The organism is Enterobacter sp. BNK-29 (genome assembly GCF_048684785.1).
Lineage (GTDB): Bacteria > Pseudomonadota > Gammaproteobacteria > Enterobacterales > Enterobacteriaceae > Enterobacter > Enterobacter cloacae_M.
Window position 1 is genome coordinate 1 of the sequence record NZ_JBLQTU010000002.1, and the last position, 21,866, is coordinate 21,866.

Annotated in this window: 25 protein-coding genes and 1 pseudogene; 14 read left to right on the forward strand and 12 right to left on the reverse strand. The window is 47.4% G+C overall.

Annotated elements, in window-relative coordinates; all coding sequences use genetic code 11:
• The 7 genes and pseudogenes from ACMGGX_RS19190 to ACMGGX_RS19220 form a co-directional block, all read right to left on the reverse strand.
• Positions 1-1,077, reverse strand: a 1,077-nt coding sequence (locus tag ACMGGX_RS19190; protein ID WP_420298769.1) for a RecT family recombinase, incomplete at its 3' end; no start/stop codon positions are given.
• 9 nt (positions 1,078-1,086) lie between these two features.
• Entirely contained in the window at positions 1,087-4,224 is a 3,138-nt protein-coding gene (locus ACMGGX_RS19195) for a RecE family exodeoxyribonuclease (RefSeq protein ID WP_182383653.1), read from the reverse strand.
• A 140-nt stretch (positions 4,225-4,364) separates the two neighbouring features.
• A complete protein-coding gene (locus tag ACMGGX_RS19200; RefSeq protein ID WP_182383652.1) occupies positions 4,365-4,529 on the reverse strand; it encodes a YdaE family protein in 165 nt (54 codons plus the stop codon).
• Positions 4,522-4,677, reverse strand: a pseudogene (locus tag ACMGGX_RS19205) (hypothetical protein); the annotation flags it as partial. The pseudogene ACMGGX_RS19205 and the gene ACMGGX_RS19200, both read right to left, overlap by 8 nt.
• Positions 4,678-5,000: 323 nt before the next feature.
• Positions 5,001-5,354, reverse strand: a complete 354-nt coding sequence (locus tag ACMGGX_RS19210; RefSeq protein WP_249421950.1) for a hemolysin XhlA — start codon at positions 5,352-5,354, stop codon at positions 5,001-5,003.
• On the reverse strand, positions 5,347-5,799 hold the full coding sequence (locus ACMGGX_RS19215) for a hypothetical protein (RefSeq protein WP_182383651.1): 453 nt from the start codon (positions 5,797-5,799) through the stop codon (positions 5,347-5,349). Before ACMGGX_RS19215 ends, ACMGGX_RS19210 begins: the two co-directional genes overlap by 8 nt.
• Before the next feature lies 1 nt (position 5,800).
• Complete coding sequence (locus ACMGGX_RS19220; protein ID WP_249421949.1) at positions 5,801-6,232, reverse strand: helix-turn-helix domain-containing protein; 432 nt, start codon at positions 6,230-6,232, stop codon at positions 5,801-5,803.
• A 49-nt stretch (positions 6,233-6,281) separates the two neighbouring features.
• Between ACMGGX_RS19220 and ACMGGX_RS19225 the strand changes: the two genes are divergently transcribed.
• The 4 genes from ACMGGX_RS19225 (at position 6,282) to ACMGGX_RS19240 (ending at position 8,739) form a co-directional block, all read left to right on the forward strand.
• Positions 6,282-6,500, forward strand: a complete 219-nt coding sequence (locus ACMGGX_RS19225) for a transcriptional regulator (RefSeq protein ID WP_100170173.1) — start codon at positions 6,282-6,284, stop codon at positions 6,498-6,500.
• 2 nt (positions 6,501-6,502) lie between these two features.
• Positions 6,503-7,054, forward strand: coding sequence for a toxin YdaT family protein (locus ACMGGX_RS19230; RefSeq protein WP_182383650.1), 552 nt, complete (start codon positions 6,503-6,505; stop codon positions 7,052-7,054).
• Positions 7,055-7,138: 84 nt separating this feature from the next.
• Positions 7,139-8,056, forward strand: a complete 918-nt coding sequence (locus ACMGGX_RS19235; protein WP_182383649.1) for a replication protein — start codon at positions 7,139-7,141, stop codon at positions 8,054-8,056.
• Positions 8,053-8,739, forward strand: coding sequence for a replication protein P (locus ACMGGX_RS19240; protein ID WP_420298770.1), 687 nt, complete (start codon positions 8,053-8,055; stop codon positions 8,737-8,739). Before ACMGGX_RS19235 ends, ACMGGX_RS19240 begins: the two co-directional genes overlap by 4 nt.
• Positions 8,740-8,925: 186 nt before the next feature.
• On the opposite strand, the gene ACMGGX_RS19245 is transcribed toward ACMGGX_RS19240, so the two are convergent.
• The 4 genes from ACMGGX_RS19245 to ACMGGX_RS19260 all read right to left on the reverse strand — a co-directional run bounded on the left by ACMGGX_RS19245 (position 8,926) and on the right by ACMGGX_RS19260 (position 15,788).
• Positions 8,926-9,735 carry a hypothetical protein gene (locus ACMGGX_RS19245; RefSeq protein WP_420298771.1) on the reverse strand — a complete coding sequence of 270 codons (810 nt, stop codon included), beginning with the start codon at positions 9,733-9,735 and terminating at the stop codon, positions 8,926-8,928.
• 30 nt (positions 9,736-9,765) lie between these two features.
• Entirely contained in the window at positions 9,766-10,287 is a 522-nt protein-coding gene (locus ACMGGX_RS19250) for a hypothetical protein (RefSeq protein WP_420298772.1), read from the reverse strand.
• A gap of 573 nt (positions 10,288-10,860) precedes the next feature.
• Positions 10,861-13,101, reverse strand: coding sequence for a KAP family P-loop NTPase fold protein (locus ACMGGX_RS19255; protein ID WP_420298773.1), 2,241 nt, complete (start codon positions 13,099-13,101; stop codon positions 10,861-10,863).
• Positions 13,102-13,769: 668 nt separating this feature from the next.
• Positions 13,770-15,788 carry a hypothetical protein gene (locus tag ACMGGX_RS19260; RefSeq protein ID WP_420298774.1) on the reverse strand — a complete coding sequence of 673 codons (2,019 nt, stop codon included), beginning with the start codon at positions 15,786-15,788 and terminating at the stop codon, positions 13,770-13,772.
• Positions 15,789-16,636: 848 nt separating this feature from the next.
• On the opposite strand from ACMGGX_RS19260, the gene ACMGGX_RS19265 reads away from it, so the two are divergent.
• From ACMGGX_RS19265 to ACMGGX_RS19290, 6 genes are all read left to right on the forward strand, one after another.
• Positions 16,637-16,861 carry a DinI family protein gene (locus ACMGGX_RS19265; RefSeq protein ID WP_420298775.1) on the forward strand — a complete coding sequence of 75 codons (225 nt, stop codon included), beginning with the start codon at positions 16,637-16,639 and terminating at the stop codon, positions 16,859-16,861.
• Between the two features lie 106 nt (positions 16,862-16,967).
• Positions 16,968-17,210, forward strand: a complete 243-nt coding sequence (locus ACMGGX_RS19270; RefSeq protein WP_224065701.1) for a hypothetical protein — start codon at positions 16,968-16,970, stop codon at positions 17,208-17,210.
• Between the two features lie 39 nt (positions 17,211-17,249).
• On the forward strand, positions 17,250-17,852 hold the full coding sequence (locus tag ACMGGX_RS19275; RefSeq protein WP_420298776.1) for a DUF1367 family protein: 603 nt from the start codon (positions 17,250-17,252) through the stop codon (positions 17,850-17,852).
• A gap of 4 nt (positions 17,853-17,856) precedes the next feature.
• Entirely contained in the window at positions 17,857-18,057 is a 201-nt protein-coding gene (locus tag ACMGGX_RS19280) for a hypothetical protein (protein ID WP_420298777.1), read from the forward strand.
• Positions 18,058-18,059: 2 nt separating this feature from the next.
• On the forward strand, positions 18,060-18,422 hold the full coding sequence (gene rusA, locus ACMGGX_RS19285) for a crossover junction endodeoxyribonuclease RusA (RefSeq protein WP_420298778.1): 363 nt from the start codon (positions 18,060-18,062) through the stop codon (positions 18,420-18,422).
• Complete coding sequence (locus tag ACMGGX_RS19290) at positions 18,419-19,252, forward strand: antitermination protein (protein ID WP_420298779.1); 834 nt, start codon at positions 18,419-18,421, stop codon at positions 19,250-19,252. The genes rusA and ACMGGX_RS19290 overlap by 4 nt, the downstream gene beginning before the upstream one ends.
• Positions 19,253-19,384: 132 nt before the next feature.
• Here the strand turns inward: ACMGGX_RS19290 and ACMGGX_RS19295 are convergent, their stop codons facing one another.
• The gene (locus ACMGGX_RS19295) at positions 19,385-19,648 is read right to left on the reverse strand and encodes a hypothetical protein (protein WP_420298780.1); all 264 of its coding nucleotides are present in this window, start codon (positions 19,646-19,648) and stop codon (positions 19,385-19,387) included.
• 216 nt (positions 19,649-19,864) lie between these two features.
• Here ACMGGX_RS19295 and ACMGGX_RS19300 point away from each other — a divergent pair, with 216 nt between their 5' ends.
• The 4 genes from ACMGGX_RS19300 to ACMGGX_RS19315 all read left to right on the forward strand — a co-directional run bounded on the left by ACMGGX_RS19300 (position 19,865) and on the right by ACMGGX_RS19315 (position 21,816).
• The gene (locus tag ACMGGX_RS19300; protein WP_420298781.1) at positions 19,865-20,086 is read left to right on the forward strand and encodes a class II holin family protein; all 222 of its coding nucleotides are present in this window, start codon (positions 19,865-19,867) and stop codon (positions 20,084-20,086) included.
• Positions 20,064-20,558 (forward strand): lysozyme, encoded by a 495-nt coding sequence (locus ACMGGX_RS19305; RefSeq protein WP_202783590.1) that lies wholly within the window; start codon positions 20,064-20,066, stop codon positions 20,556-20,558. The genes ACMGGX_RS19300 and ACMGGX_RS19305 overlap by 23 nt, the downstream gene beginning before the upstream one ends.
• Positions 20,555-21,016, forward strand: a complete 462-nt coding sequence (locus ACMGGX_RS19310; protein ID WP_420298782.1) for a lysis protein — start codon at positions 20,555-20,557, stop codon at positions 21,014-21,016. Before ACMGGX_RS19305 ends, ACMGGX_RS19310 begins: the two co-directional genes overlap by 4 nt.
• 254 nt (positions 21,017-21,270) lie before the next feature.
• Positions 21,271-21,816, forward strand: coding sequence for a KilA-N domain-containing protein (locus ACMGGX_RS19315; RefSeq protein WP_420298783.1), 546 nt, complete (start codon positions 21,271-21,273; stop codon positions 21,814-21,816).
• The last annotated feature ends 50 nt before the right edge of the window (positions 21,817-21,866 follow it).

Sequence of the window (21,866 nt, forward strand, 5' to 3'; positions counted from 1 at the left end):
ATATTCCGGTTTCATATCCGCCAGGGTGATGCTGAACTGACCATGCAGCTCGTCGCCCAGATGGCGTTTAGACGATGCAAGAACGCGCTCTACCTCTGCGAACCGCGCAGCTGCATCGGGTTCATCTGAAGGTGGCAAGGAATTGATGGCTGCTTCGACTTTGTTCCGTGCATCAACCTGGTAATAACGCTTCACGGCCTTGTTTTTCAGCTCAGTGAACAGGGCAGAACCCAGGGTTGCTTTCACGGTTTCAATATCTGCGCGAAGAGCTTTAGCGCTATCCACATCCTGAGCCGCCTCGATGCGGTCACGAAAATCATCAGCAAGAGCATCGATGTTTTGAGCTGATTCCTGAGCCGTTTGAGTGGTAGTTACGTTGTCACCTGAAATGTCTGCGAGGCTAACGAGCTGCGCCGGTGCCGGGTTTACCTCTCGTTCTTCTCGTCGATCATCGAGCTCATCAGGGGTGTAAACGCCCAGAATCACATCCGGGCAGAACAGTCTCGCCCAGCGTTTGACGGCCAGGTACGCCAGCTGCTGGCGAGGGTCATCAGCCCAAAGGGTAGAGTTACGGGTTCGGGCCTGAGCCAGCAGCAAATCAAGTTCTCTCGGCTGATCTTCGCCTTTCAGCGTTGCGCTGATAATGATGCCGATCCCTGCTTCGTCAGCCAGGGTCCAGCCCGGGACTCGGTACTCGCCTTTGTCGCCTTTACGGATATGGAATTTCCCAACGACCTTTTCCCATGGCCCGTACCACTCATATTCAAAACGGCTGGCCAGCACGCCACTGCGTGAAATGACGGCATTAACCAGCTGCGCTTCATACCCGAGCACACCGTTAATCAGGTGCGTTTTCTGCGCCACGGCAAAGGGATTCATCTGCCACTGTGCCGCTTGCATCGCAACTGCCATGCAGTCGGCCTGGTTGCCCTGCAGGTGTTTAGGAACGGTGGCAGTGCCCTGCGCCATGATCTGCGCAAATGTACTGATGGCGTTCAGATACTGGGAATCGAACAGAGCCACGTTGGAGTTAATAACGGTGTTCTGGTCAGCAACGGTAACGTTAGTGTTATGCATAAATCCCCCTTAAGCCTGAGTGCGCAGCGCTTCGAGGCGGCGCAGGTCAAAGTCGTTCAGTTCATCGGTGTAATTGGTAGTGATCGGCGCTGGCCAGTCGCCCGTGTCGAAACCTGTGGCGATGGCGCGCATTGTTTTGCGGTACTCAAGCATGCCCAGTTCCAGCAGTTCGGTGGATGCCTCAATGATGGCGATCCAGTGGTAGTTCTCGTCTTTGTTGACGAAAATCCAGAAGAACTGGTCCAGCGCCGCGGTCTCGCAATACATAGCCGCACTGAGGTGGTAGTCCCGGTCAATGATTTCCCGGTGCAGCCTGGCGCGTAGGCTTTCTTGCTTCACGTTCCACATGCTGATGGTTTTCAGGTCCGCACCGATGCGCACGCCGTCCAGTTCAATTTCAAGGTCCGGACGTACACGCACTTCCAATCCGGTTTCGTCGTCAAAGCCGAAGTAACTCACTTCAACGGCGCGGCTTGGATGTGTCAGCAGCATGCCCGCGGTCGGGTGCGCCAGTAGTGCGGACTGAATTGCTCGCGCGGTGGCCAACTGCTGGCGGGTAACCAAAATCTTTTCGCCAGGGTTGTCGCGCCAGGCATCCAGCAGCTCGTCTGCGAACACGGCATCGGGCTTAACCGACTTAACTGCCTGGATCATGTCTGCCTTGGTGCCGGACACTTTCAGCGGCGTCGGTTTCTGCGCTTCCTGTGCGACCAGATCAGGATTGATGATCGCTAATTGCTCGAGTAGCGCATCACGGCTGCCGCTGGTTTTAACCGGCGTCTGCAGAGTGGCGTTGTACTCTTTAATGCATGCCTTCATTGCCGTTGCTGTCTGCTTCTGGCCTTCTTCAATACGCTGGTACTCAGCAGGGAGAGCCATATAGCTTTGAGCCGTTTCTTCCAGACTGGCGCCAAGCGGCACTGGAGCGGGAAGGGACGCGTTATGTTCTTCAAGTAACGCTTTAATCTCGTCAGTACTTAGCAGCGCCGGCAGGCTGGCGTTGTACGCTTCGATGAACTCGCGCAGAGTTGCGGTGGTGGTGAAAGCACCCTCTGGGATCTCAGGTTCTACGCTGAATTCTGCTTCCAGGTTTTCCGGCTGCAGTGCAAGGGCGTGCACCAGATTTCCCATGTCCAGCACTTTGGATGCTGTGCGCGGGATAGTTTTAGCCACATGGCGCGCGTTGAAGTACATCAGGCTGACGCGGGCATCTTTCACCTGGGTTGAGCTAATGCCGTTCGCTGCGTGATAAACGTCATTCGGTAGGCCTTCGTAGCGGCCAGGCTCGAAGTAAGCCGGGTATTCAATTACTGGTTCTGCTTGCTGTTCTTCCAACGCTACGGAATCTGTCTGCGAATTAGCTGCATCAGTGCTTTCGCCCGTTGGTACCGAACCAACATCTTCGTCTTTTTCTGGCTTAGCCGTTTCCATCTGCACATCGTTGGTGGTCTCCGCTGCGTTTTCCGTTTTTTCGACTTTATTTGAGGAGGTATCGACGACCGGTTCGGTATTTCCACCCATCAGGCCATCGATGGAGAAGACGCCGCTGCCGAGATTTTCAACCTGCGGTTGTTCACCTGGGGCTTCAGTCTCAACTACAGGAGTAGGCAACGGCAGTAACTCCACAGCAGAGATAAACTCAGCCGTCATGGTTTTATTAACAAACTCAAGATGAGCCGCTGGCGTGTGGTGGACGTTTTCCGGCGCGATGCGGATCAGATTGAAGATTGCCGCACGGTTCACCGCCAATATGCCTGGTTGATTGCGTAAGATTGCGCTCCATGACTTCCATGGTTCTTCTTTCTTAGCCAAGATTTCTTTGGCACGTCGTAACACGCTCGAAGGAATTTCGAAGTGGTGGAAGTCCATAGGCAGTAGGGCGCATGCGATCTCAAGATCGAGGGTGTCCAGAGTGTGATGCGCGCCTTCGCCGCGATCCGTTACGCAGCCACCGTCGGCATTAGTACCAGAATCGGTGCGCTGAACATTACTGATGCGATTACCGGCTACCCACTCGCGAACGAGAATTCCGCGGTCAATATAATCAGTCGCCGCCCAGATTCGGGTGAAACGGAGAACCAAAGCGAGTTCGTGGCGCTTCTCCTGGCTGAACACCTTGCGAATGGCGTCGGTATAGCGCCAAAGGTCTTTGGTATCGTAACCCTTCACCTCTTCGCAGTTTTCTGCCGCCAGCAGCAGGTTCTGGACATAGCTGTTGTCAGTATCCATCTCCAGCGCGCTGATACCTTCGTATTCTTCGCGGGTTAAGTGGTGACGCAGTTCGTCGGCGGTGAACTGGGCGAGTAGCTGCTTGCGGAACGGCATACGAACGACTGGATAACGTGTGGTTTCGTCATCACTTTCGTCAATCTGGATACCGTTATCAGGATCTAGATCCTTAGCAGTTGCAACGTCTTCGATGCTGGTGCTTTCTGATTTGAGAAGAGCAAGCTTTCCGCTTCTCCACTCTCTAACTAACTCATTGCGGTCACCTGCATCTACTCTCAACCAGTCGGCCATGAAAGCAGCAAGTAGCTTTACTTCGTGCTCTTCATCTGGCGCAAATACCTGCTTAATCGCCTGAACTAGTTTCCACTCAGCGTTCAGGCTGAGTTCGTCAACTTCAGGGATATCGATCTTCGCCTGTAGCAGGTTCTGGAGATAGGTGTTGCCTTCATCCAGTGACATTTCGCTGGCAGCCAGTTGCTGCTTTTTAGTGATATGTGACTGGTATTTGTCGCTGGTCAGATGGACGGCATAACGAACTGCTGGAGTGCGGTTTTCAAGCGGGACACTCTCGACGGTAGTTTCGACTTTAACGGTAGTTTCCGGTGCCGCTGTGTTGTCCATGGCTCCAGTAGACTCAGCACCAGCCTTTGGCAGCCAGGTGCGTCCATCGTCCTGCAGTTCGTAGCGTTTGCACCAGGTGTAATCCACGGTGCTTTCTTCAGGCAGATCGTTGTAAACAGGGAAATCGGTGCGAACCGGTTTGACGTAATCCTTACCGCGTCCGGTTTCAATACCGGCATCTTCTAGCTCAACATCGAGCTGCAGGTTGGCACGGGCTTCTGATTTCGCAGTGAACCAAATCACTGCGTCTTCTTTGCCAGATTTCTGCGTAGCCTTAACTACATAGAAAAATTCCATGTGAGATCCTCTTTTTTGGATGTAAGATCCCCGGGCCAGAGATAGCGCCCATTGGGTGAACTTTGGTTTTTTAAGTAGTTTTCCGGTGTAACTTTGGTCGGGAGCACCGGACGTACGGGCCGCCTTGCGCGGCTTTTACGTTATGCCTCGTGGGCCATTTGGTCGTAGGAAGCACAACGTTCAGAGCAGTATTCTTTTTCTTTGCGCGCCAGCTCTGCGCCGTTGCGATAGAGAAGGGTACTTTTGACTACTTCCTCCGGTTCAACCGGCTTGCCGCAGTACCCGCATTTTGTTGAGTTACACATCTGGATTCCCCTTTTGCGCTAGCAGGTAGCACAAGCGGCGAAGGAGTACCTCGAAGAAGTTCAGCTTTACAGCCTGCTGCCGTCCTGGTTTGCGTGCGAAATCAATCATTCTCACCCTCGTTTGCCTTATCGCCGGCCAGCGGAACGTTTACACCTGATGCGCGTTAATCTCTCCACCTCATCCGACTGTTCGTATGCCGTCGGCGGCTACTTCGTGGGCTTCCTGCCTTGGTGGTTTGTAGTGCGTCTTGGTATTAATAGTAAATCACCACTTTACTTTAAGGTCAAGCGTTGCATTTATAAAAGGTACATCACTGCTTTACCTCTGCGTTTGGAATTCTCGTAATGTGTGAATGCAGGCAAAAAAATCCCGACGCTAAGGTCGGGATTGGGGAGTTCGGGATAGTAATTTTGGTTGCGGGGGCTGGTGCGTTAGGATAAAAAATCCGGCGCGGCGGCCAGGTAGAAGCGTTATTTAAGAATTAATCCATTAAGCGCATCTAAAATTTTTGAGACATAGTTGCCAAAAATGTAAGCGCAGAAAGCAAAGACGATACTAACCACAGTAGCTGATGCCTTTATTGTTGTTTTTGCTGAATTTATACCTTTCTCAATTTCCGCTAATCTTGAATCCATAGACTTAATATCTGACTTAATTTCAGCAATGTCGCGCTTTATGTACTCTACATCAGATTCGAGTTTGGCAACTCTTGCCTGCATATCATCACCTCCACCATTGCCTCCGCCATATTTACTATCTTGGCTCAGACCGTTAGCGGCTTCAATATCCGCATTAGGTAATAATATAACCTTACGCTCAGCCATCGATTTTGTTTCTCCATTCCTTAGAGACTGCAAAGAAAGATTTTTTCACATCAATGACTTCCCATTCAGAATTTGGAGTAGGCGGTTTAAAAAGAAGAGATGCTTCAAGCGTATAATAGCCAGGCCCTTTTGCAATGAAGGATTGAATAACTGACATCGTAGCTACATATTCGCCGCTGCTACCCCACTGAGGTTGGTACTGAAAAATTTCTTTAAGATTCGACTCAATAGAAACAGTTTCACCATCGTAGAAAACTTCGATTTCTAATGAATAATTATCAACCCCGTTAAAGTCAATGACGCCAAAATTAACTGATAAAAGTTGCTCCGACGGAAAATCGTTGCATGACATTGCAATGCCTGGAGTAGGGTCCCCAACTGTTATTCCTGGTGCTATAAGCCCTGAATAAACAAAAGCAATTTTGGCCTGCTCTACTTTAGACATTTTATTCACCCTGCGACCGAATGCGCCCCTTCATGTACTTTTCATAAAGCTCGTCCAGCTCCTTCAGACGAATCGAGAAGATGCGAAGCATGTTCTGTTGCTCTTCTTCCGGTAGTTGTCGGTAGAGCTCGAGCAGGCGCTGTTCGTCCGGCTTAAGACCATCCTTTTCGCCCACGTCCTCACCAAGCAGCCAAGGCACAGAAACGCCGGCTGCATCAGCAACTGCTAGGGCTGACTCTTTGCTGATCTTACCGGTTCGAAACCACCCGGTTACAGCTTGCTTACTAACATTAGCCACCTTGGCCATCTCTGTTTTAGAGAAGCCTTTGCCGTTCAATTCAGTCAGCCTGGATATAAGACTCTGGTTGGGATCTTTTTTATTCATACGTTGATTGTAAACAATAGCTTTACTAGTTGATAGGCAGTCCTGCATTGACTAAGAAGTAAATTGATGCTTTACTTTGCTCATTTAAGGAGGTCCCATGACTGGTATTGAAAACGCGATTCGCCGATCAGGCTCAGCCAGCGCTCTGGGCGCGCAGATCGGCGTTTCAAAAATGGCCGTTTCGTTGTGGCGCCGTAAAGGCATCCCAGCTGAACGAGTACTTTCAGTGTTTGAAGTAACAGGCGTAACTCCCCATGAGCTACGCCCCGATCTTTATCCAAACCAGACTGATGGTTTACCTAAACAGGAGCCTTAACTATGCAGACTGTTTCATTTCAACAGAGTAGCAAAGCCTCGGTTAATCCTCTGATATTCCGGTGTCATCAAAGTGAACCGGCAGCGCAGGATATTGATCATCGCGATATCTGCTCAGCGGTACGAGCTTGGGCTGCGGTAGAAGGGCGCGTAACTGTTGCGCTTCAAATTCAAGAAGCAGCGGAAGAACTCGATCTTGGTGGCGTGGATTTCTCTGGCCAGGCCGATGTCTGGAACGTGAAGCTGTTCCGTTGGCTCGACAACAAAGAAGACTCCGCATCCTACCGTAGAAACGTCGAGCAGCTGGTGCCCGCGATCATGTCTGTATTGCCGCTTAGATACCGCGACCGTGTCGTAAAGAACGACTCGTTTGCCTACCGGATGGCCAGGTTGGAAAAGGAAGTGAGTGAGGCGAAGCAAGCTCTGATGCTTGATGCGCCGAAGCAGGAAAAGCTAAAGGAGTTAGGCGAGGGGATTTTCGAAATGTTCCGTGTCGATCCGGATCTTACAGCGCCGCTGCTAGCGATGGTCACAACCATGTTGGGGGCGATATGAAGATTTCAGAAAAGGCGAAAGCCGGTCTGCGCTAACAGAACCGACTTTCAGGTGCAAAAACGGAGTGTAATTGCGGAGCTAAGTATGTCAAACACAGCTGAAATTATCAATTTCCCCCACAGAACCGAACAACCGGGAGGTCGTATGGCCGACCTGTCGAACGGGTATACCAAGGTCGCTAACGAGATCCAACAGCTCAAACCTCGTCTGAGAATGTCAGGCAGGGAGTGGCAGTGCTTTGAAGCAGTGATCTGGCTTACCTACGGCTGGAACAAGAAGCAGGATCGTGTGACGAACACGGTGATCGCTGAGCTTACAGGGCTGAGTGACTCGCATGTTTCTGATGCGCTCAAATCACTCGCAGAACGCAAAATTATCTTTAGTCAGAAGCAGGGCGTGATGAAAACGGTCGGTATAAATACTGACCTTTCAGCCTGGATTTTAGACAAACCGAAAACGGGAAAAGTCTTCCCGAAATCGGGAAAAGTGTTACCGAAAACGGGAAAAACCTTCCCGGAAACGGTAGACACCCAAGACTATAACAAGAACAATATTAAAATATCCTCGTCTCGGAATTCTGACGAATCCCGAAACCAGAAAACTGAAAAGTTTCTCTCACGCCATCCAGAAGCTGCCGCCGGGATATACACCCCGGCAGGTAAATCATGGGGATCCGCTGACGACCTCAAGGCCGCACGCTGGATTTACGACAGGCTTCTCACCGTAAACGCATCGCTATCTGAACCAAACTGGGCTGAATGGGCAAACACCATCAGGCTTATGCGTGTCCAGGACAAGCGTACTCACTACGAAATCTGTGACCTGTTCCAGTGGGCCAACCGGGACGAGTTCTGGAAAGACAACATCCTGAGCCCCTCGAGTCTGCGCAAACAGTGGGATCAGCTCACTACCAGGCGGCTGCGTGCAACCGGAACGGCAAAACCTTCCCGGGGCAGCATCGACCTGCATAACACCGACTGGATTGTCGGGGTGCTGGAATGAAAAACCTTGCCGAGAGCATTCGCGATTTTGACCGGGAACAGGCTCGCCGCGTGGCGCACAACCTACCTGAGCAGTACACCGAGCGCGAACAAACGCAGCAGGTGGCGCAGATTATCAACGGGCTGTTCGTACAGCTGGCGGCCGCGTTCCCTGCAAGCCTGGTTAATCGCAGCCAGGAAGACGTGAACGAGATCCGCCGTCAGTGGGTGCTAGCCTTCAAAGAAAACGGGATCACCACTCTGGAGCAGGTTGAAGCGGGAATGCGCATGGTGCGTCGTCAGGAGCGTCCATTCCTGCCTTCGCCAGGCCAGTTCATCAAGTGGTGCAGGGAAGGGCGCTGTGTGCTGGGGATCACCACCGCTGACGTGATGGCTGAATACTGGAAGTGGCGCAAGCTGGTGTTCCCGTACCCGAGCAGCGAGCAGTATCCCTGGCCAAAGCCGGTTTTTTACCACATCTGTCTGGAGCTGCGGCGCCGTGGAACAGAGGGTCAGTTGAGCCAGAAAGAGCTTGAGCATGAGGCTGGCGATATTCTGGACATGTGGGAAAAGCGGGTGCTGGCCGGGAAGCCAATCCCGCCTGTTTGTCGGGCGCTAGCAGCTCCAGTATCGTCGAAGGGACCGACACCAGCCGAGCTTTTGAAAGAGAAATATGAGCGGATGAAGGCCGAAGGGAGGGCATAGGGAACAAATGGTCTGCTATGAGCGAGGAGTGGACTTTTGCCTCTGTGTGAAGAGAGGCGGGTAGACCTCTAAAAGAGTATGCACTGTTTTTAAGGGATGCTTACAATAACAGCTGAACTCAACTGTTGCATCTACTATGTTTGCATAAAATTACCTTACTTCCAGAAACCTGGCCAAAATGTCTGGCTAATGAAAGTAGAGCTCATCTATAACTGTAGAATAAGCCAAAGAGCAATAACTTATTAGGAACTTAATGCATTCATCTAAAATAAATTCTTTGTATTCGATTGGCATATGCGAACTGTCTGGTAATTCACCTTGATGAACATAGCTACACCTCAAGGCATAAATAAATGACAGTATATTGGAGGATTTTGGCATATCCGCACTATTACCCATCAGTGCATTATAACCACGATTTAGGAACTGTTCTTGCTCACCTTGAGCATGCGATATTAGAATCTTTAGGTAGTGAGATAATGCGTCCTTTGCCACATCATCTGGGAGCGTGTCGGGAATGCTTCTAGTTATCGAAAATGCCCACAAAATATCTTGGTACGAAGATAAGAACCACCGTCCTGTAAAGTGTTCTTCATTGATCAGTCTTGCCTTACCGACTGGGTTGTAAGTTAAGTCTACATTAACAAATAGACTTTTCTTTTTAGGTTTTTCGGGTTCAATCTTGCCTATAGCAGAAACTCTCAGCGTATCCAGCCATTCCTTATTGATTTGTTCGTCTGATTTTTCCTTTGCATTACCAAACCCATATTCCGTAGCAGTAGTAAGCAATTCAAAACAGTACCATAGCTCCGATAACTTGATGGTCTTCGCATGAACTCGATTGTAAAGTTCAGACTTACTATTAGTAAAGGAGACTTCCATTGCAACCGCTAGCTGAAATCTTTCGCTAAAATTCTTTAAAAGGTTTTGCTTGTCTTCAACTATAAAATCTTTAAATGTTCCGTATAGAAAATCAACATCTGTTTGTTTAATCATGTTTCCCTCATGAAATTGAGTTTAACTAATTTATTTTATAAACACTCTTGTACCTGCTACCACAGATGCTCTTAAATCAACTTCAGGTTCGCAGGAGCCTACTCTGTATGAGTAAGACTGCTGTTGATCGTAGGCGACATCAATGAGTTCTATAAGGGACTCAGTAGCCCTCAAAGCTTCTGTAGGTATAATTCGAGGCCCATAGGTGCTCACAATACCGGGCTTCATGTGCGCAACCTCTTCATGTCTAATCTTGACGATAGGGGTTGCAAATGACATAAACCGCTCTGCTGCTAACTTAACGTCGGCATATGTACCGGGATATGTGCCTTTCTCCAACAGCATCTTAGTATTACGTACTTTCTTGGTTCTATCTGCCAAACGAGCGATACGCAGAATTAATAATTCAACTATCGCATTTAGCGCGATAAGCTGATTACCCATTTCATATCTCGTTGGGCAGGATGCCAGAGTCCCCATTAACTCCTGATGTGTGTAGATAGATACCAGAGCAAACCAGGCTTCGTTTTGTACCTCTTCTAGAATAGTCATGAGCTTGTCGTTGCGTTTGAAGTTAGATAGGCACCTAATATGATGCCTAGGTGATCCTCAGTCAACGCTGTGGTGATGGTTGATGAAAAGCCACAGCAGTCTATGATATGATTTTTTGTTAATTCCGTTAGTATTGTATGCCGACTGTTAACGACCATTCTGCATTAGTACGGAAAGGGGAGCCCATTCAGGGGCCACATGTAAGATTGAAGTCTTTTGCCTCGGAATGACCTCTTAGTTAACAAAAATGTCAGCAGACATTTTTGTTAACTAAATTATTAAATCTTAAGTTGCTTCAAGTCTGTGATACCACATTGATGTATAAGTATTTAGCATAGTCTATGCCTATCACTTTTAGAAGCTCTTTGGTTCTCCAACGTCCGCTGTAGGCACAGAGCGGACAAGCTAACTGAGCTAAAGGTCGGCTCTGAGCTAACAGCGGGCATCATTTCCGATCGTTGAAAACATAAAGCAGCCTGCTGTAACTCCCACCAGGCTGCGGTAAACAACGGCGCCAATAAGCTGGTTGCGACCTTACTCATCGATGCTCACCGCTACCAGGAGGGGCATAATCTAAAACCGGTTTCTTTTAATCGATGTCTCAACCTGCTTAGCCATTTCAGCCAGCGGGCCTGCTTTCCTGATGTTTTCAATGCGTTCTCTGATTTGGTCTGGTTCCCCGAAAAAGTCAGCTAGGTCACTCAGTTTCAGGGCGGTGAAACGTCCTTCTGCAGAGCTGGTTCCGTGATAACGCAATTGTAACAGCAGTTTCAAAAAGGCTTCATCATCCCGGATTTGATCCTGAACCCAGGTCCTAACTGCTTCAACGCCGCTGATATCACGCCATGCCCAGATATAACCGTTTAACTGAGGGAAACTGGCCAGTTGGTCGGTGATCACTTTCCCATTCAGACGGTGTGCCAGAGTTTCACATAAGGAGTCGAGTTGAAGAGATGGTATCCACTTTTCCTGCTCATGTACTGCTCTGTCTCCAACTCTTCCGTGCTGCCACAGCAGATGACGCATATATTCTGCTATCCAGTACCAGGCCTGACCGTTTTTAAACTGTGTGGACAGGAGGTCGAAAAATTCTTGATCGCTTTCCTTTTGTATCTTAATGATGAGGCGGTCCGTCACGCTCCAGGTGTCTAGGTCATGTATAGAAAACCAGTCATTCTGGTCTCGGTAGCGCTGCAACATTTTATCTCCGGAATCAAAGAAGAACTGCGCCATTCCACGGCATTGCTCCGGTGTCCTTGTTGCAATCTGTTGTGTGGTGATCTGGGTCAGAATGTGTTCAAACCAGGTCTGGGAGGACAAACCCTTACTCTGGATATACCCGAGCAGACGTTCAGCAAGCCTATGTTGTTGTTCGGGATTTCCGGCGATGCCGAATATCTCATTGAGCATTTCAGGTGAAAGTACATTCTGTGGGGCGGAAAAAGCGAAATAATAGCGCCAGTATGCTTGGCTGCCCAGACGTTTGCCAGCAGTCAGCAGGGCACTCTCCTGTTCGGGAGTCGGTACAAAGAGTTTGATGGGCGAGTCAGTTTTCCAGCCGGAGATACCAGGGACCCAGCGAGCAAGGGCATGCACCGCATGGGCTTCGGCAGGGAAATAACGGGCAAGGTGCGACTTTAGGCTCTCCGCCATCTCTGCCTGCTCTAACTCACTTACATGCCCGTCACCGGCGGCTACGACCGCTCGTTCTGACAGGTATTCTTCTACCCAGTCATAAAGACCCGCATTTGTTGTGCGGAGCAGTTGAAGGAAGCACAAATCCGGGAAATACACATAATCCCGCATGCCCGGGTATAGGAAGGTCAGGGCATTCATCACCATTTGAACCTCCCTGGGGGTTTTTAATGCTCCCCCGTAGACGTCAGCCACTTGTGTCAATTGATCTAGCAAAATACGATCCGGAGCATGCCCGTTTACTTTACTGTATAAGGCGGCAGCGGTATCCCTAAATTTTCTGCGCAAGACAAAGGTTTCTGGGCGCGGTAAACCGAATGATATCTGAACAATTTTCTGCAGATATAGGTTACCGTCGGGTACTCCCAGCCCCAGGCTGATAGCCTGGGAGAGGATGGCTTTGTCATAACAGAGAAGGTATCGAAAGCGAGGAAAGTCTCCAACAGATTTAACTAGCCTTATCACCTCAACTGCCTGTGCTGGCTCGAGACGATCCAGATCATCGAGCAGTACAATAAAGCTAAGATCCATTTCATCTATTTTCTTGGCAATTTCGGTCCGCATCTCTGCCGTGGTTTTCTCCTTTTCCTTGAGCCAGCGAGATTCTGATAGCGCTTTCAACGCGCCACTGGCATCAGGGACGCCGGGAATGACGGCGGCGGCTGAGGCGACGGGGGCGAGATTGCGGGCAGTCGCCCGGGTATAGTCCATTATCGTCCTTGCCGTCCGTGTCAGGGATTTCCGCTGTCTGAGAGTTGCCCTTTCCTCAGGCGCTAGTCGCTGTTCCTCTTCAGCAGCAATGATGTTGGCGACAGGAAGCAGTAACGATGCCACCAGACTTGTGTCGCTCCCGTCGAGCCAGGGGGATATTGTCAACACAAAAGTGCGCTCATCTATTTGTTCGTCGAGAGCATTGCGCAGCAGGTTGAGGAGACTAGTTTTCCCTGATCCCCATGGGCCTTCGATGCCGATTACTGCGCTACCCTCACGGCCGATACCCTTAACGGCAATGGCTAACTGGGTGGCAATATGGGTGAAGCCATACCGGTCTTCATCGGCGGAACAGACTGCGCGATCCGGATGTTGGCCCTGAAGGTTGTCTGCGTGTGGTTGGTTCATATTCACAAATCTCCGTAAATGCAGTCGATGCTGCGCAGTGTCTGTGACCTTGTTCCGTTTTCATGCAAGGCCAGCAGAAGACTGACCTTTGGTTAGTGTGCGTTTAGGTAAGTGCTTTTGCGGATGGCTCAGCAACGTATCTCAATAAATAATGCCATAGTATATGAGGGGAATGTACATACTTCTTGTCCCCTCTGCGAAAGTGACGGGCCGGGATATAGAGGACAACGATTTAGTGTCTCTAGCCGAAATTATAAATGCTCATGGCTAAGGAAAGCTAAGAGTATGCTGGACGCATAGAGAACTGCTAAAACTGTGAACCTTGAAAAGTTTGTCTCTGCGCCAGATTATTTCTTTTAACGTTAATAGTATTATCAGTGAAATTCTGGTAACTAACCGAGAGTATTTTTCCTTAAACATGGAAATGAATCAGGCGTTTCCGCATGCAATGGAGAACAATGGCGTTTATGATTCTATCTGTTACTTTTTTGAGAAAGATTACAGTTTTAATTCTCCGATGCTTTATGTATCAATAACTATATGACCTCGTAAAATCTACTGTTATTCTATTAGAAAGATATTATGGTTAAATGTATTCATTGAGTATGTGAGAGCCAGATACTCAATGAATAATGTTTTTTTAAGCAGGAAGTTGGTTATTTTGTTAGTTATATATATTCTTTCAATCTCTCCTGTTGTTCAGTTTTAATTGTTTCTAAATTTGTTGATGCATGACATACTCCAAATGCAATGTCTTTATTGATCTGAAGGAAATATTTAAAAATATTAGTGTTATCAATAAGGCTTGCTAACTGTATTGGGTTTTTGAATTGGTTAATTAAATCATTTGCTTGTAATTTGTCATTTTCCCACAAACGATGACTGGCTGTAGTTACAGATGAGAGTTCTCCATGGTCATTAATTATTTTCGTTACACCTACCGTTGGGTTATTAAGTATTTTACTTAGGGCGGAATAGTCTGTAACATATACTCCATCAAATAAACCAGGAAGTGAAAATGGTAAATTGTTCACAATTACAGGCACTATTTCAAAATCATCAATGTTCAACCCAAAATGTTGATGGAAAACTTCAGGATGAGTCATTAGTCCATATTTCAATCGTTTGACTTGTATGGCTGCTTCTTTGAAAAGATCAAATTTCTTTTTGGCTTTCGCTACTGAACCGCCAGATAAATTTGTATTCTTACATTCAAATATGAAAACTTTATTGTCAAGTTGCATTACGGCATCATATTCATATTGATCATCTCCACGCTTGAAACTGAAGTAGTGATAATTATGATTTAAACTTGAAAGCAAACTATGTATTTCTCTTTCAAACCCGATCCCTTTTTTGGATAGGTCAATTTTTAAAGAAGAGAACTGAGACAGAATGATATTGGTTAATCCAGGGCTAAAATAACCAACTGTAATAAAATAATAGCTACCATCGCTCATTTTTATCAATGGACTATCGTAAACATCTCTACTTTCACTTGTGAAAGTTACTAGGTCTATGAATATTTTGGCTTTTTGATAAGATATGCCTACAGAAACAAAATAACCGTTAAGCTCCTCTAGTTTAAAGGTTCTGGGCGCTTCAAATTTATTTGCTAAATATTCAAGCGTCGCATAACACCTGACCCATTCCCGTAGAGTTAAACCGGCTAATAAAAGGGAGTGGTCACTTAAATAAAGGGTATCTAAAAGCGCAACATAGCTTGGTATTTCTGAGACAGTGATTGATCTACCATTATTTAAGTCCGAAAGGTATTCAATCCCACTCACTGTTTTATGGACGTTGAATTTAACCATGCCCTCATTAAAGTTTTGAGACAATTTAGCGTATAGACGCTCATTAGAAATGAAATCAAATCTTTCAAAGGGGTTTATTGTCCTATCAAATTCATAAAATTCTTTTATTTCTGACTTTAATATTTCCTCTGGTAAAGTTGATTCATCGAAGACGGTAATTTCACCATCAAAGTGTAAACAACTGCATACTGCTGAATCTAAGTTATTCCATAGCATGGAATAAAAAAAGATTGCTCTTGCATTAGTTAAATCTTCATCGTCGACTGTTACCATTTGAGGTAGTGTAATATATTTCCCTTGTGAAAGCCTGTGCTTGAAGTTAAGCATTTTAAAGCTTAATGATATAAAATCTACAATCTTTGTAATTACATCATCAGGTGAAAATGTGATGTTTTCCGAACTCGTTATAGATGCTGTCGACAGATCAAAAAATGGGGTGTTGTTTTTAAGGTTTTCAAGGTGATTGTTTATTTCATTTTTTAATTTTGTTGATTCATTAAAGGCTTCTTTTAATATTGCAGAGCACTGCGTGGCAACAGATTTTTTACTTAGTGGCAAATTATCCAGTTCAAATTTAATAAGATCGTACAATCTCTCAGCAGAAGTTGACAATAATAAAAGTTTATCTATCTTTTGTGTTAAATCCTTATCCGAAATAGCTGCCCTTAACTCATTGAGACACGCGTTCCTTTTACTTCTATTAGCTACGTTATGCGTAATAACATTGGCTGGACTGCTTAAGACCTTATGAAGAAAACGGAAAAGCTTATCTTCTGGGTTTTGCGATAACGCCCTAATAATTTTTTTTGGTTTAAATTTAAAGTAATCATTTTCAAGTTCAGTGTAAAAATTATCGCTGTTAGTAGACAATTTGCAATTCCTATATTTAATGAATGTATTTTTTGCAACGTGAATTTCTGTGCTGATTAGTCTATCCTATATAAAAATATAAACTTTTCAAGTTGAATCTTTGTTCAAAAAACAGTCGATTTGAAACCTAAAATAAATTTCATTCAATATGTAATGATTAGATGTGGGGATTTATTGAGTGCTAATGTTTTTGTACATTGTTATGAATCGATAACGGTGCAGAGTTCATCTGATTATCACCTGTGTTGGAGAGAGGATTTCGCAATTGATTACCAAAAAAGTTTCTTAGAAGAAGTTAAGCCTTGGTTGATGTTGCGAAATCATAAATGCTTTTTTCCAGGAGTTACATCCAGGTTGAAATCCTTAATGCAAATGAGGTGAGATCATAACGCTACTTACTAAAAAATATATGATTTCCTTTTTATCTTTCATGTAAAAGCAAAAGATGACCGGTAAAATGTTTGCCTTAAGTTCTCAAAAGAATTTCTGTATATTACTTATCCTCGTAACGGTAGGAGGTTACAAAAATAATTGTTATTTACTTTTGTTAGACGCATGAATTCCTTCAATGGAACAACTTATACTCAACCCAAACGCACTCAAATGTGACGTTACAATAAGTCTTGGTGACATTGTGAGTTCTTTTTACGGAACTAAACGACGCATTGTGCGTGATAAAAAATCACCAAGAATTGGTATGTTTTATCACTTTCTCATCTCCACGCGTGCATATCAAGAGATTGGCATGCGTGGCATGGCCATTCAGACACTTAAAACGTTGCAAAATCCTTTACATATGTTTATAAATATACTGTATATGTGTACAGTAATTCATTGCGGAGGGAAAAATGAAAATCGAGCTAACCATTGATCGCATGAAGAAACTTCCTGATGGAGCTATACCAGCACTAGAGTCAGAGCTGCTCAAAAGGCTCAATAAACAGTTCGATGATTGCCAGCTTACGATTAAGCGTGCCGGCAATGATGGGTTGACTGTTTTCGGAGGCGACAAGAAAGAGGTCGAACACATCCTGCAGGAGACCTGGGAAAGCGCGGACGAGTGGTTTTATTAATCGCGTGAATTTCACTGGAGCAGTTTCAAAGAGTATCGCTGTTTGCGTTCCCCTGGCTGTTCCCGATTACTGTTTACCGCGTCAATAAGTCGCTCTGGGGGAAATAGTGTGTAGTGCAGATGCCTTTAATGCAGATGATCAATGGTACGATGTGGTCAGAAGGGCCGATAAAGCAGTTATCTATAGCTTCCCGGCGGAAGGGAGATATCTGGTTTATCGAGTAAATGGAATAGTTTCATTAAGACCGTTACTCGAAGAGGAAGAAATATTCACTCTCAACGGATTTATGCAATTTGCTAAACGGCTGGGGTACCGAGTTACACCACCGTCTGATATTATTCTTTCATAGGCCTGAACAACCTATACCTGATGCGCCACGGAGAGAACCATGGCGCTAGAATTACAACTTATCAAACACCACTCAGGAATACTGATCCCGGCTACGCCCGAGACCAGCGATATTCTGCAATCCAAAACCCGGCTCGGTGATGTTCTTGTTGCCGAGTTCAGGCGGGTACGAAACCCGGCATTCCATCGACGTTTTTTCGCGCTTCTCAATCTCGGTTTTGAATACTGGGAACCAATCGGCGGGGCTATCTCGAGTAACGAGCGGAAGCTGATTACCGGCTACGCCAGGTTCCTGGCTTTTTATGGCGGGAATGAGAGCGCGCTGATCGATGCAGCCGAGCAGTATCTTGAGCAGATTGCTTATCGACGCGTCGCAAATGGCATTAGCCTGTGCAAATCCTTCGATGCTTACCGCTCCTGGGTGATCGTCGAAGCAGGGCACTTTGATGCCATTCAGCTGCCAGACGGAACACTCAAAAAACATCCTCGAAGCATCTCGTTTGCCAACATGGACGAACTTGAGTTTCAGCAGCTCTATAAAGCTGCGCTCGATGTCCTCTGGCGCTGGGTCCTGTCCCGTTCATTCCGCAGTCGCGATGAGGCCGAAAATGTCGCCGCGCAGCTGCTTGGCTTTGCGGGGTGATGGAATGAAGAAGACCTGGTTCCACCACACCAATTGCAGCACCGAACAGGCCGACGAACTGGTTAAGCGTTACAAAGCGCGCGGCGTGCGAGTTGAGCGCAGCCTTAACCCGGATTACGTGACCTGGACTGTCAGTGCATTGCTGCCAACCTCAAATACGCCAGCCCGCCCGGATAACCGCTGGCGAAACCGGATGTGGGGGTGAACGTGAAGACATATCAAATCACTTTGCCCTGGCCGCCGAGCAACAACCGGTATTACCGGCACAACCGCGGGCGCACTCACATTAGCGCAGATGGCGTCGCGTATCGCTATGCGGTCGCCAGTCTCATTCGAAGCGCCCGGCTTAATATCCGCACGGCCGCACCACTCAAAATCCGAATTGAATGCCACATGCCCGACCGCCGGCGCCGCGATCTGGATAATCTGCAGAAAGCTACATTCGACGCTTTAACCAAGGCGGGATTCTGGCTGGATGACTGTCAGGTTGTCGACTATCGCGTTGTGAAAATGCCTGTCGTTAAGGGCGGGAAATTAGAACTCACCATCACCGAGCTGGAGACCGCATGAATCTTGAAAATACCCTCAAATATCACTTCGCCAAATCGACAATGATTAGCGACTCTCCGCGCTCTACGGCGTCAGACTCATTAAGCGGAACGGATATCATGGCTGCGATGGGCATGACGCAGGAACGGGCTGCTTTGGGTTACAGCGCCTTTCTCGGGAAGATGGGTATCAGCAACAATGACCGGGAGAGGGCGATTGAGTTGCTGGCCCAGTACGCGTTGACTAAGTGCGATCGGGTTGCGGCGCTTCGCAAACTGGATGCCTGGGTTAAGCCATTAGTGATGCACCAGTTGGCCACCTTCGCGTTCGAGGATTATTCCCGCAGCGCCGCCAGCGTGAAGCAGTGCGATGGCTGCAATGGTGAAGGGTTTATCGACGCTGAGGTTTTCAGCATGAAGTCTCACACTCCGGCAAAAGAGAAGAAATTCGGGAAGATGTCTTTGAACATGGGCGCGGAGGATATTCGTCCTTTTGGGTATGAGGTGCATAGACAGGTCAGGGAGGTAGCGCGCGTTCTCTGCCCTCAGTGTAAGGGGAAGAAGGTTGTCAGCTGCGCCTGTAGAGATTGTCATGGACGCGGGAAAACCGTTAATCAGGCTCTTACAGAACGGCAGGGTGTTCCGGTACTCGCTGATTGCAAGCGCTGCAGCGGGCGCGGGTATGAACGAATTCCATCAACTGAGGCTTACGCCGCGGTGTGTCAGATAACGGATGCAATAAGCCTCGATACCTGGAAGAAGTCTGTTAAGCCATTCTTCGACCAGCTAATCACCAAGTTTGATATCGAAGAGGCTTGGGCTGATGCGCAGCTCAAGCAGATAACAAAATAGGGCGTGAATTTATCGTGAGCTATTTACTTTTCCCGAATCTGTGGTAATTTTGCTCTAACGATGGGTTATTGCCTTCGTTAAGGTAGTAACACAAACAAGCCCTACGGTTTTTACCGTGGGGCTTTTGCATTTTTAGAAGAAGAACTCGCTTTTGCTAAAACTTTTGTAGGATTGTTTTGCAGTCGAGTCATTTTGTACTTCTGCTTCTAGTTGGTCATACAGCGATTTTTCTGCATCCATAAACCCATAAACTGAAACAACTTTGTTTATATATGGACCGTAATCATCATACGCACCACTGCTAATAAGGCGAGCCTTATTGGTAGGAATTTTGAGTTTGCACAGGAAATGGTCGAAAAGCGCTTTGCTGTTTTGATGTACTCGAACGATATGCATATGTATCTCCTTGGTTGTCCTTGAGTGTTTATCGGCAGATCGCATTTTTTTTTGAGCTTTATTCTTTTAGGAATATTAAGTAAAACTCAACTTCCGCTATGCGCTGCCTTTTCAATTTCAGGCTCCGACACCCACCTCGATCATCGTTGTCGTTAACTCAGTCCGAGTGCCCAATCCCTTTACATAAAGCACCCCGAAACCATCGGAGGTGAGAGCATGTTACGAATGGAAAAAATCACAACGGGTGCGGCATATGGCGCTTCAGCCGGTAGCATCCTTAACGGCGTGCTGAATGCCTACAGCCCAGAGCAATGGAACGCAATCGGCGTGTTGGTGGGTATTATCCTTGCCGTACTCACGTACCTGACAAATCTCTACTTCAAAATCCGCGAAAACAACCGCAGCAGGAGCCAAGATGAACCCGACACTCCGAAATAAGCTGGTGGGCGCCGTTGTTGGCGGAGCCAGCGCAATCACTATTGCAGCTGTGATGCTGGGCAATGCGGATGGACTTGAAGGAAGACGCTATTACGCTTATCAAGACGTCGTTGGTGTCTGGACTGTTTGCGATGGGCATACCGGCGCTGACATTCGCCGCGGTCACAGATACACCGATAAAGAATGTGACGCTTTGCTTCAATCCGACCTGCGCAAGGTAGCTGCAGCTATCGACCCGCTGATAAAAGTCCATATTCCCGAAACCACTCGTGCCGCACTTTACTCTTTCACCTATAACGTAGGCGCTGGAGCGTTTAGCAGATCGACGCTGCTGAAAAAATTAAATTCCGGCGACGTTCCGGGTGCATGCAAAGAACTGCAGCGCTGGACGTATGCCGGTGGCAAACAGTGGAAGGGGCTTATCACTCGGCGCGAGATTGAGCGTGAAGTTTGCGAGTGGGGCCAGAAATGAGCCGATTAACAGCCATCATCTGCACTGTCGTTATCTGCCTCCTTGTTTCCATGACATGGGCGATTAACCATTACCATAGCAACGCCATCATCTATAAAGGGCAGCGCGATAAGGCTACTGAACAGCTCAGCCTTGCGAACGCCATCATCAAAGACATGCAGACCCGCCAGCGTGACGCAGCGGCACTGGATGCTAAATACACGAAGGAATTAGCCGATGCGAAATCTCAGCTTGAAGATCTGCAGCATTGCGTTAGCACTGGTAAGTGTGGGCTGCAATTCAATGCCAGATGTCCCGCGAACGGAACGGCCGGCACCAGCGGCATGGGCGATGCTTCCGGCCCCCGACTTACTGACTCCGCTGAACGGGATTATTTCACCCTCAGAGAACGAATTGTCGCAGTGACGAAGCAGGTGGGATATTTGCAGGACTACATCAAAGATCAGTGCCTGAAATAAAAAATTTTCGAGTGGTCATGTCGATTCGTGACTATTAAAACGTATTCATAGCTATTAACTGGATACCTATATCTATCTGAATTTTAATGATTTAATTAAGCCTCGCTTACTGCGGGGCTTTTTTATGCGCATCTCACGCGCACATCAACGAGAGCCTTTCAGTAAGCGAGCCTGAGAAATGCCGTTATAGGTGGCGACCTCTCTCGGGCGGCTTTTCTGTGAGACAGGCTCACTTTCTAAAAGGTAAAGACGCTATGACAAATCAAACCGTGAATGTTTACGGCGTATCTGTCAGGGTTGACTCTGCAGGAAGATACAACCTTAACGATCTGCATGCAGCAGCTGTTGCCAATGGAGAGGCGACAGAATCACAAAGGCCGAACAAATTTATTCGAAGTGCAAATGTAAAGCGTTTCGTTTCTGCACTGGACTCCAGAGGACAAAAATGTCGTCTGAAAGAAAATCAATCACTTAACATTGTGAATGGTGGTGTGAACCAAGGTGTTTGGGCGGCTGAATTATTAGCTATTCGCTATGCGGCATGGATTAAGCCTGAGTTTGAAATTCAGGTGTACGAAACATTCCGAGAAGCTGTTCTTAGTAGCATTACCAGCATGAATCGACTTAACCGCCTCGACTTGCTGATCGCGACGGAGACCAAAGAGGTCAGTGCCTGCGCTAGGGCAATGAACAAATGGGGCGTTGGTGGCCGCAAGAAACTACTCAACGGTGCGCGTGAGCGGATCGTCAGCCAGATGGACCCTGACATGGTCACGTTAATGGAAGAAAAAGCTAGCTAACCGGCTCACAATTGAGCGCGTTGATTAGAGAGCCACTATTACAACGGTTC

Bases quoted from the DNA above. Each gene is read 5' to 3' on its own strand.
- ACMGGX_RS19195 (WP_182383653.1), bottom strand. From the start codon at position 4,224: ATGGAATTTTTCTATGTAGTTAAGGCTACGCAGAAATCTGGCAAAGAA.
- ACMGGX_RS19200 (WP_182383652.1), bottom strand. From the start codon at position 4,529: ATGTGTAACTCAACAAAATGCGGGTACTGCGGCAAGCCGGTTGAACCG.
- ACMGGX_RS19210 (WP_249421950.1), bottom strand. From the start codon at position 5,354: ATGGCTGAGCGTAAGGTTATATTATTACCTAATGCGGATATTGAAGCC.
- ACMGGX_RS19215 (WP_182383651.1), bottom strand. From the start codon at position 5,799: ATGTCTAAAGTAGAGCAGGCCAAAATTGCTTTTGTTTATTCAGGGCTT.
- ACMGGX_RS19220 (WP_249421949.1), bottom strand. From the start codon at position 6,232: ATGCAGGACTGCCTATCAACTAGTAAAGCTATTGTTTACAATCAACGT.
- ACMGGX_RS19225 (WP_100170173.1), top strand. From the start codon at position 6,282: ATGACTGGTATTGAAAACGCGATTCGCCGATCAGGCTCAGCCAGCGCT.
- ACMGGX_RS19230 (WP_182383650.1), top strand. From the start codon at position 6,503: ATGCAGACTGTTTCATTTCAACAGAGTAGCAAAGCCTCGGTTAATCCT.
- ACMGGX_RS19235 (WP_182383649.1), top strand. From the start codon at position 7,139: ATGTCAAACACAGCTGAAATTATCAATTTCCCCCACAGAACCGAACAA.
- ACMGGX_RS19240 (WP_420298770.1), top strand. From the start codon at position 8,053: ATGAAAAACCTTGCCGAGAGCATTCGCGATTTTGACCGGGAACAGGCT.
- ACMGGX_RS19245 (WP_420298771.1), bottom strand. From the start codon at position 9,735: ATGATTAAACAAACAGATGTTGATTTTCTATACGGAACATTTAAAGAT.
- ACMGGX_RS19250 (WP_420298772.1), bottom strand. From the start codon at position 10,287: ATGACTATTCTAGAAGAGGTACAAAACGAAGCCTGGTTTGCTCTGGTA.
- ACMGGX_RS19255 (WP_420298773.1), bottom strand. From the start codon at position 13,101: ATGAACCAACCACACGCAGACAACCTTCAGGGCCAACATCCGGATCGC.
- ACMGGX_RS19265 (WP_420298775.1), top strand. From the start codon at position 16,637: ATGAAAATCGAGCTAACCATTGATCGCATGAAGAAACTTCCTGATGGA.
- ACMGGX_RS19275 (WP_420298776.1), top strand. From the start codon at position 17,250: ATGGCGCTAGAATTACAACTTATCAAACACCACTCAGGAATACTGATC.
- ACMGGX_RS19280 (WP_420298777.1), top strand. From the start codon at position 17,857: ATGAAGAAGACCTGGTTCCACCACACCAATTGCAGCACCGAACAGGCC.
- ACMGGX_RS19290 (WP_420298779.1), top strand. From the start codon at position 18,419: ATGAATCTTGAAAATACCCTCAAATATCACTTCGCCAAATCGACAATG.
- ACMGGX_RS19295 (WP_420298780.1), bottom strand. From the start codon at position 19,648: ATGCATATCGTTCGAGTACATCAAAACAGCAAAGCGCTTTTCGACCAT.
- ACMGGX_RS19300 (WP_420298781.1), top strand. From the start codon at position 19,865: ATGTTACGAATGGAAAAAATCACAACGGGTGCGGCATATGGCGCTTCA.
- ACMGGX_RS19305 (WP_202783590.1), top strand. From the start codon at position 20,064: ATGAACCCGACACTCCGAAATAAGCTGGTGGGCGCCGTTGTTGGCGGA.
- ACMGGX_RS19310 (WP_420298782.1), top strand. From the start codon at position 20,555: ATGAGCCGATTAACAGCCATCATCTGCACTGTCGTTATCTGCCTCCTT.
- ACMGGX_RS19315 (WP_420298783.1), top strand. From the start codon at position 21,271: ATGACAAATCAAACCGTGAATGTTTACGGCGTATCTGTCAGGGTTGAC.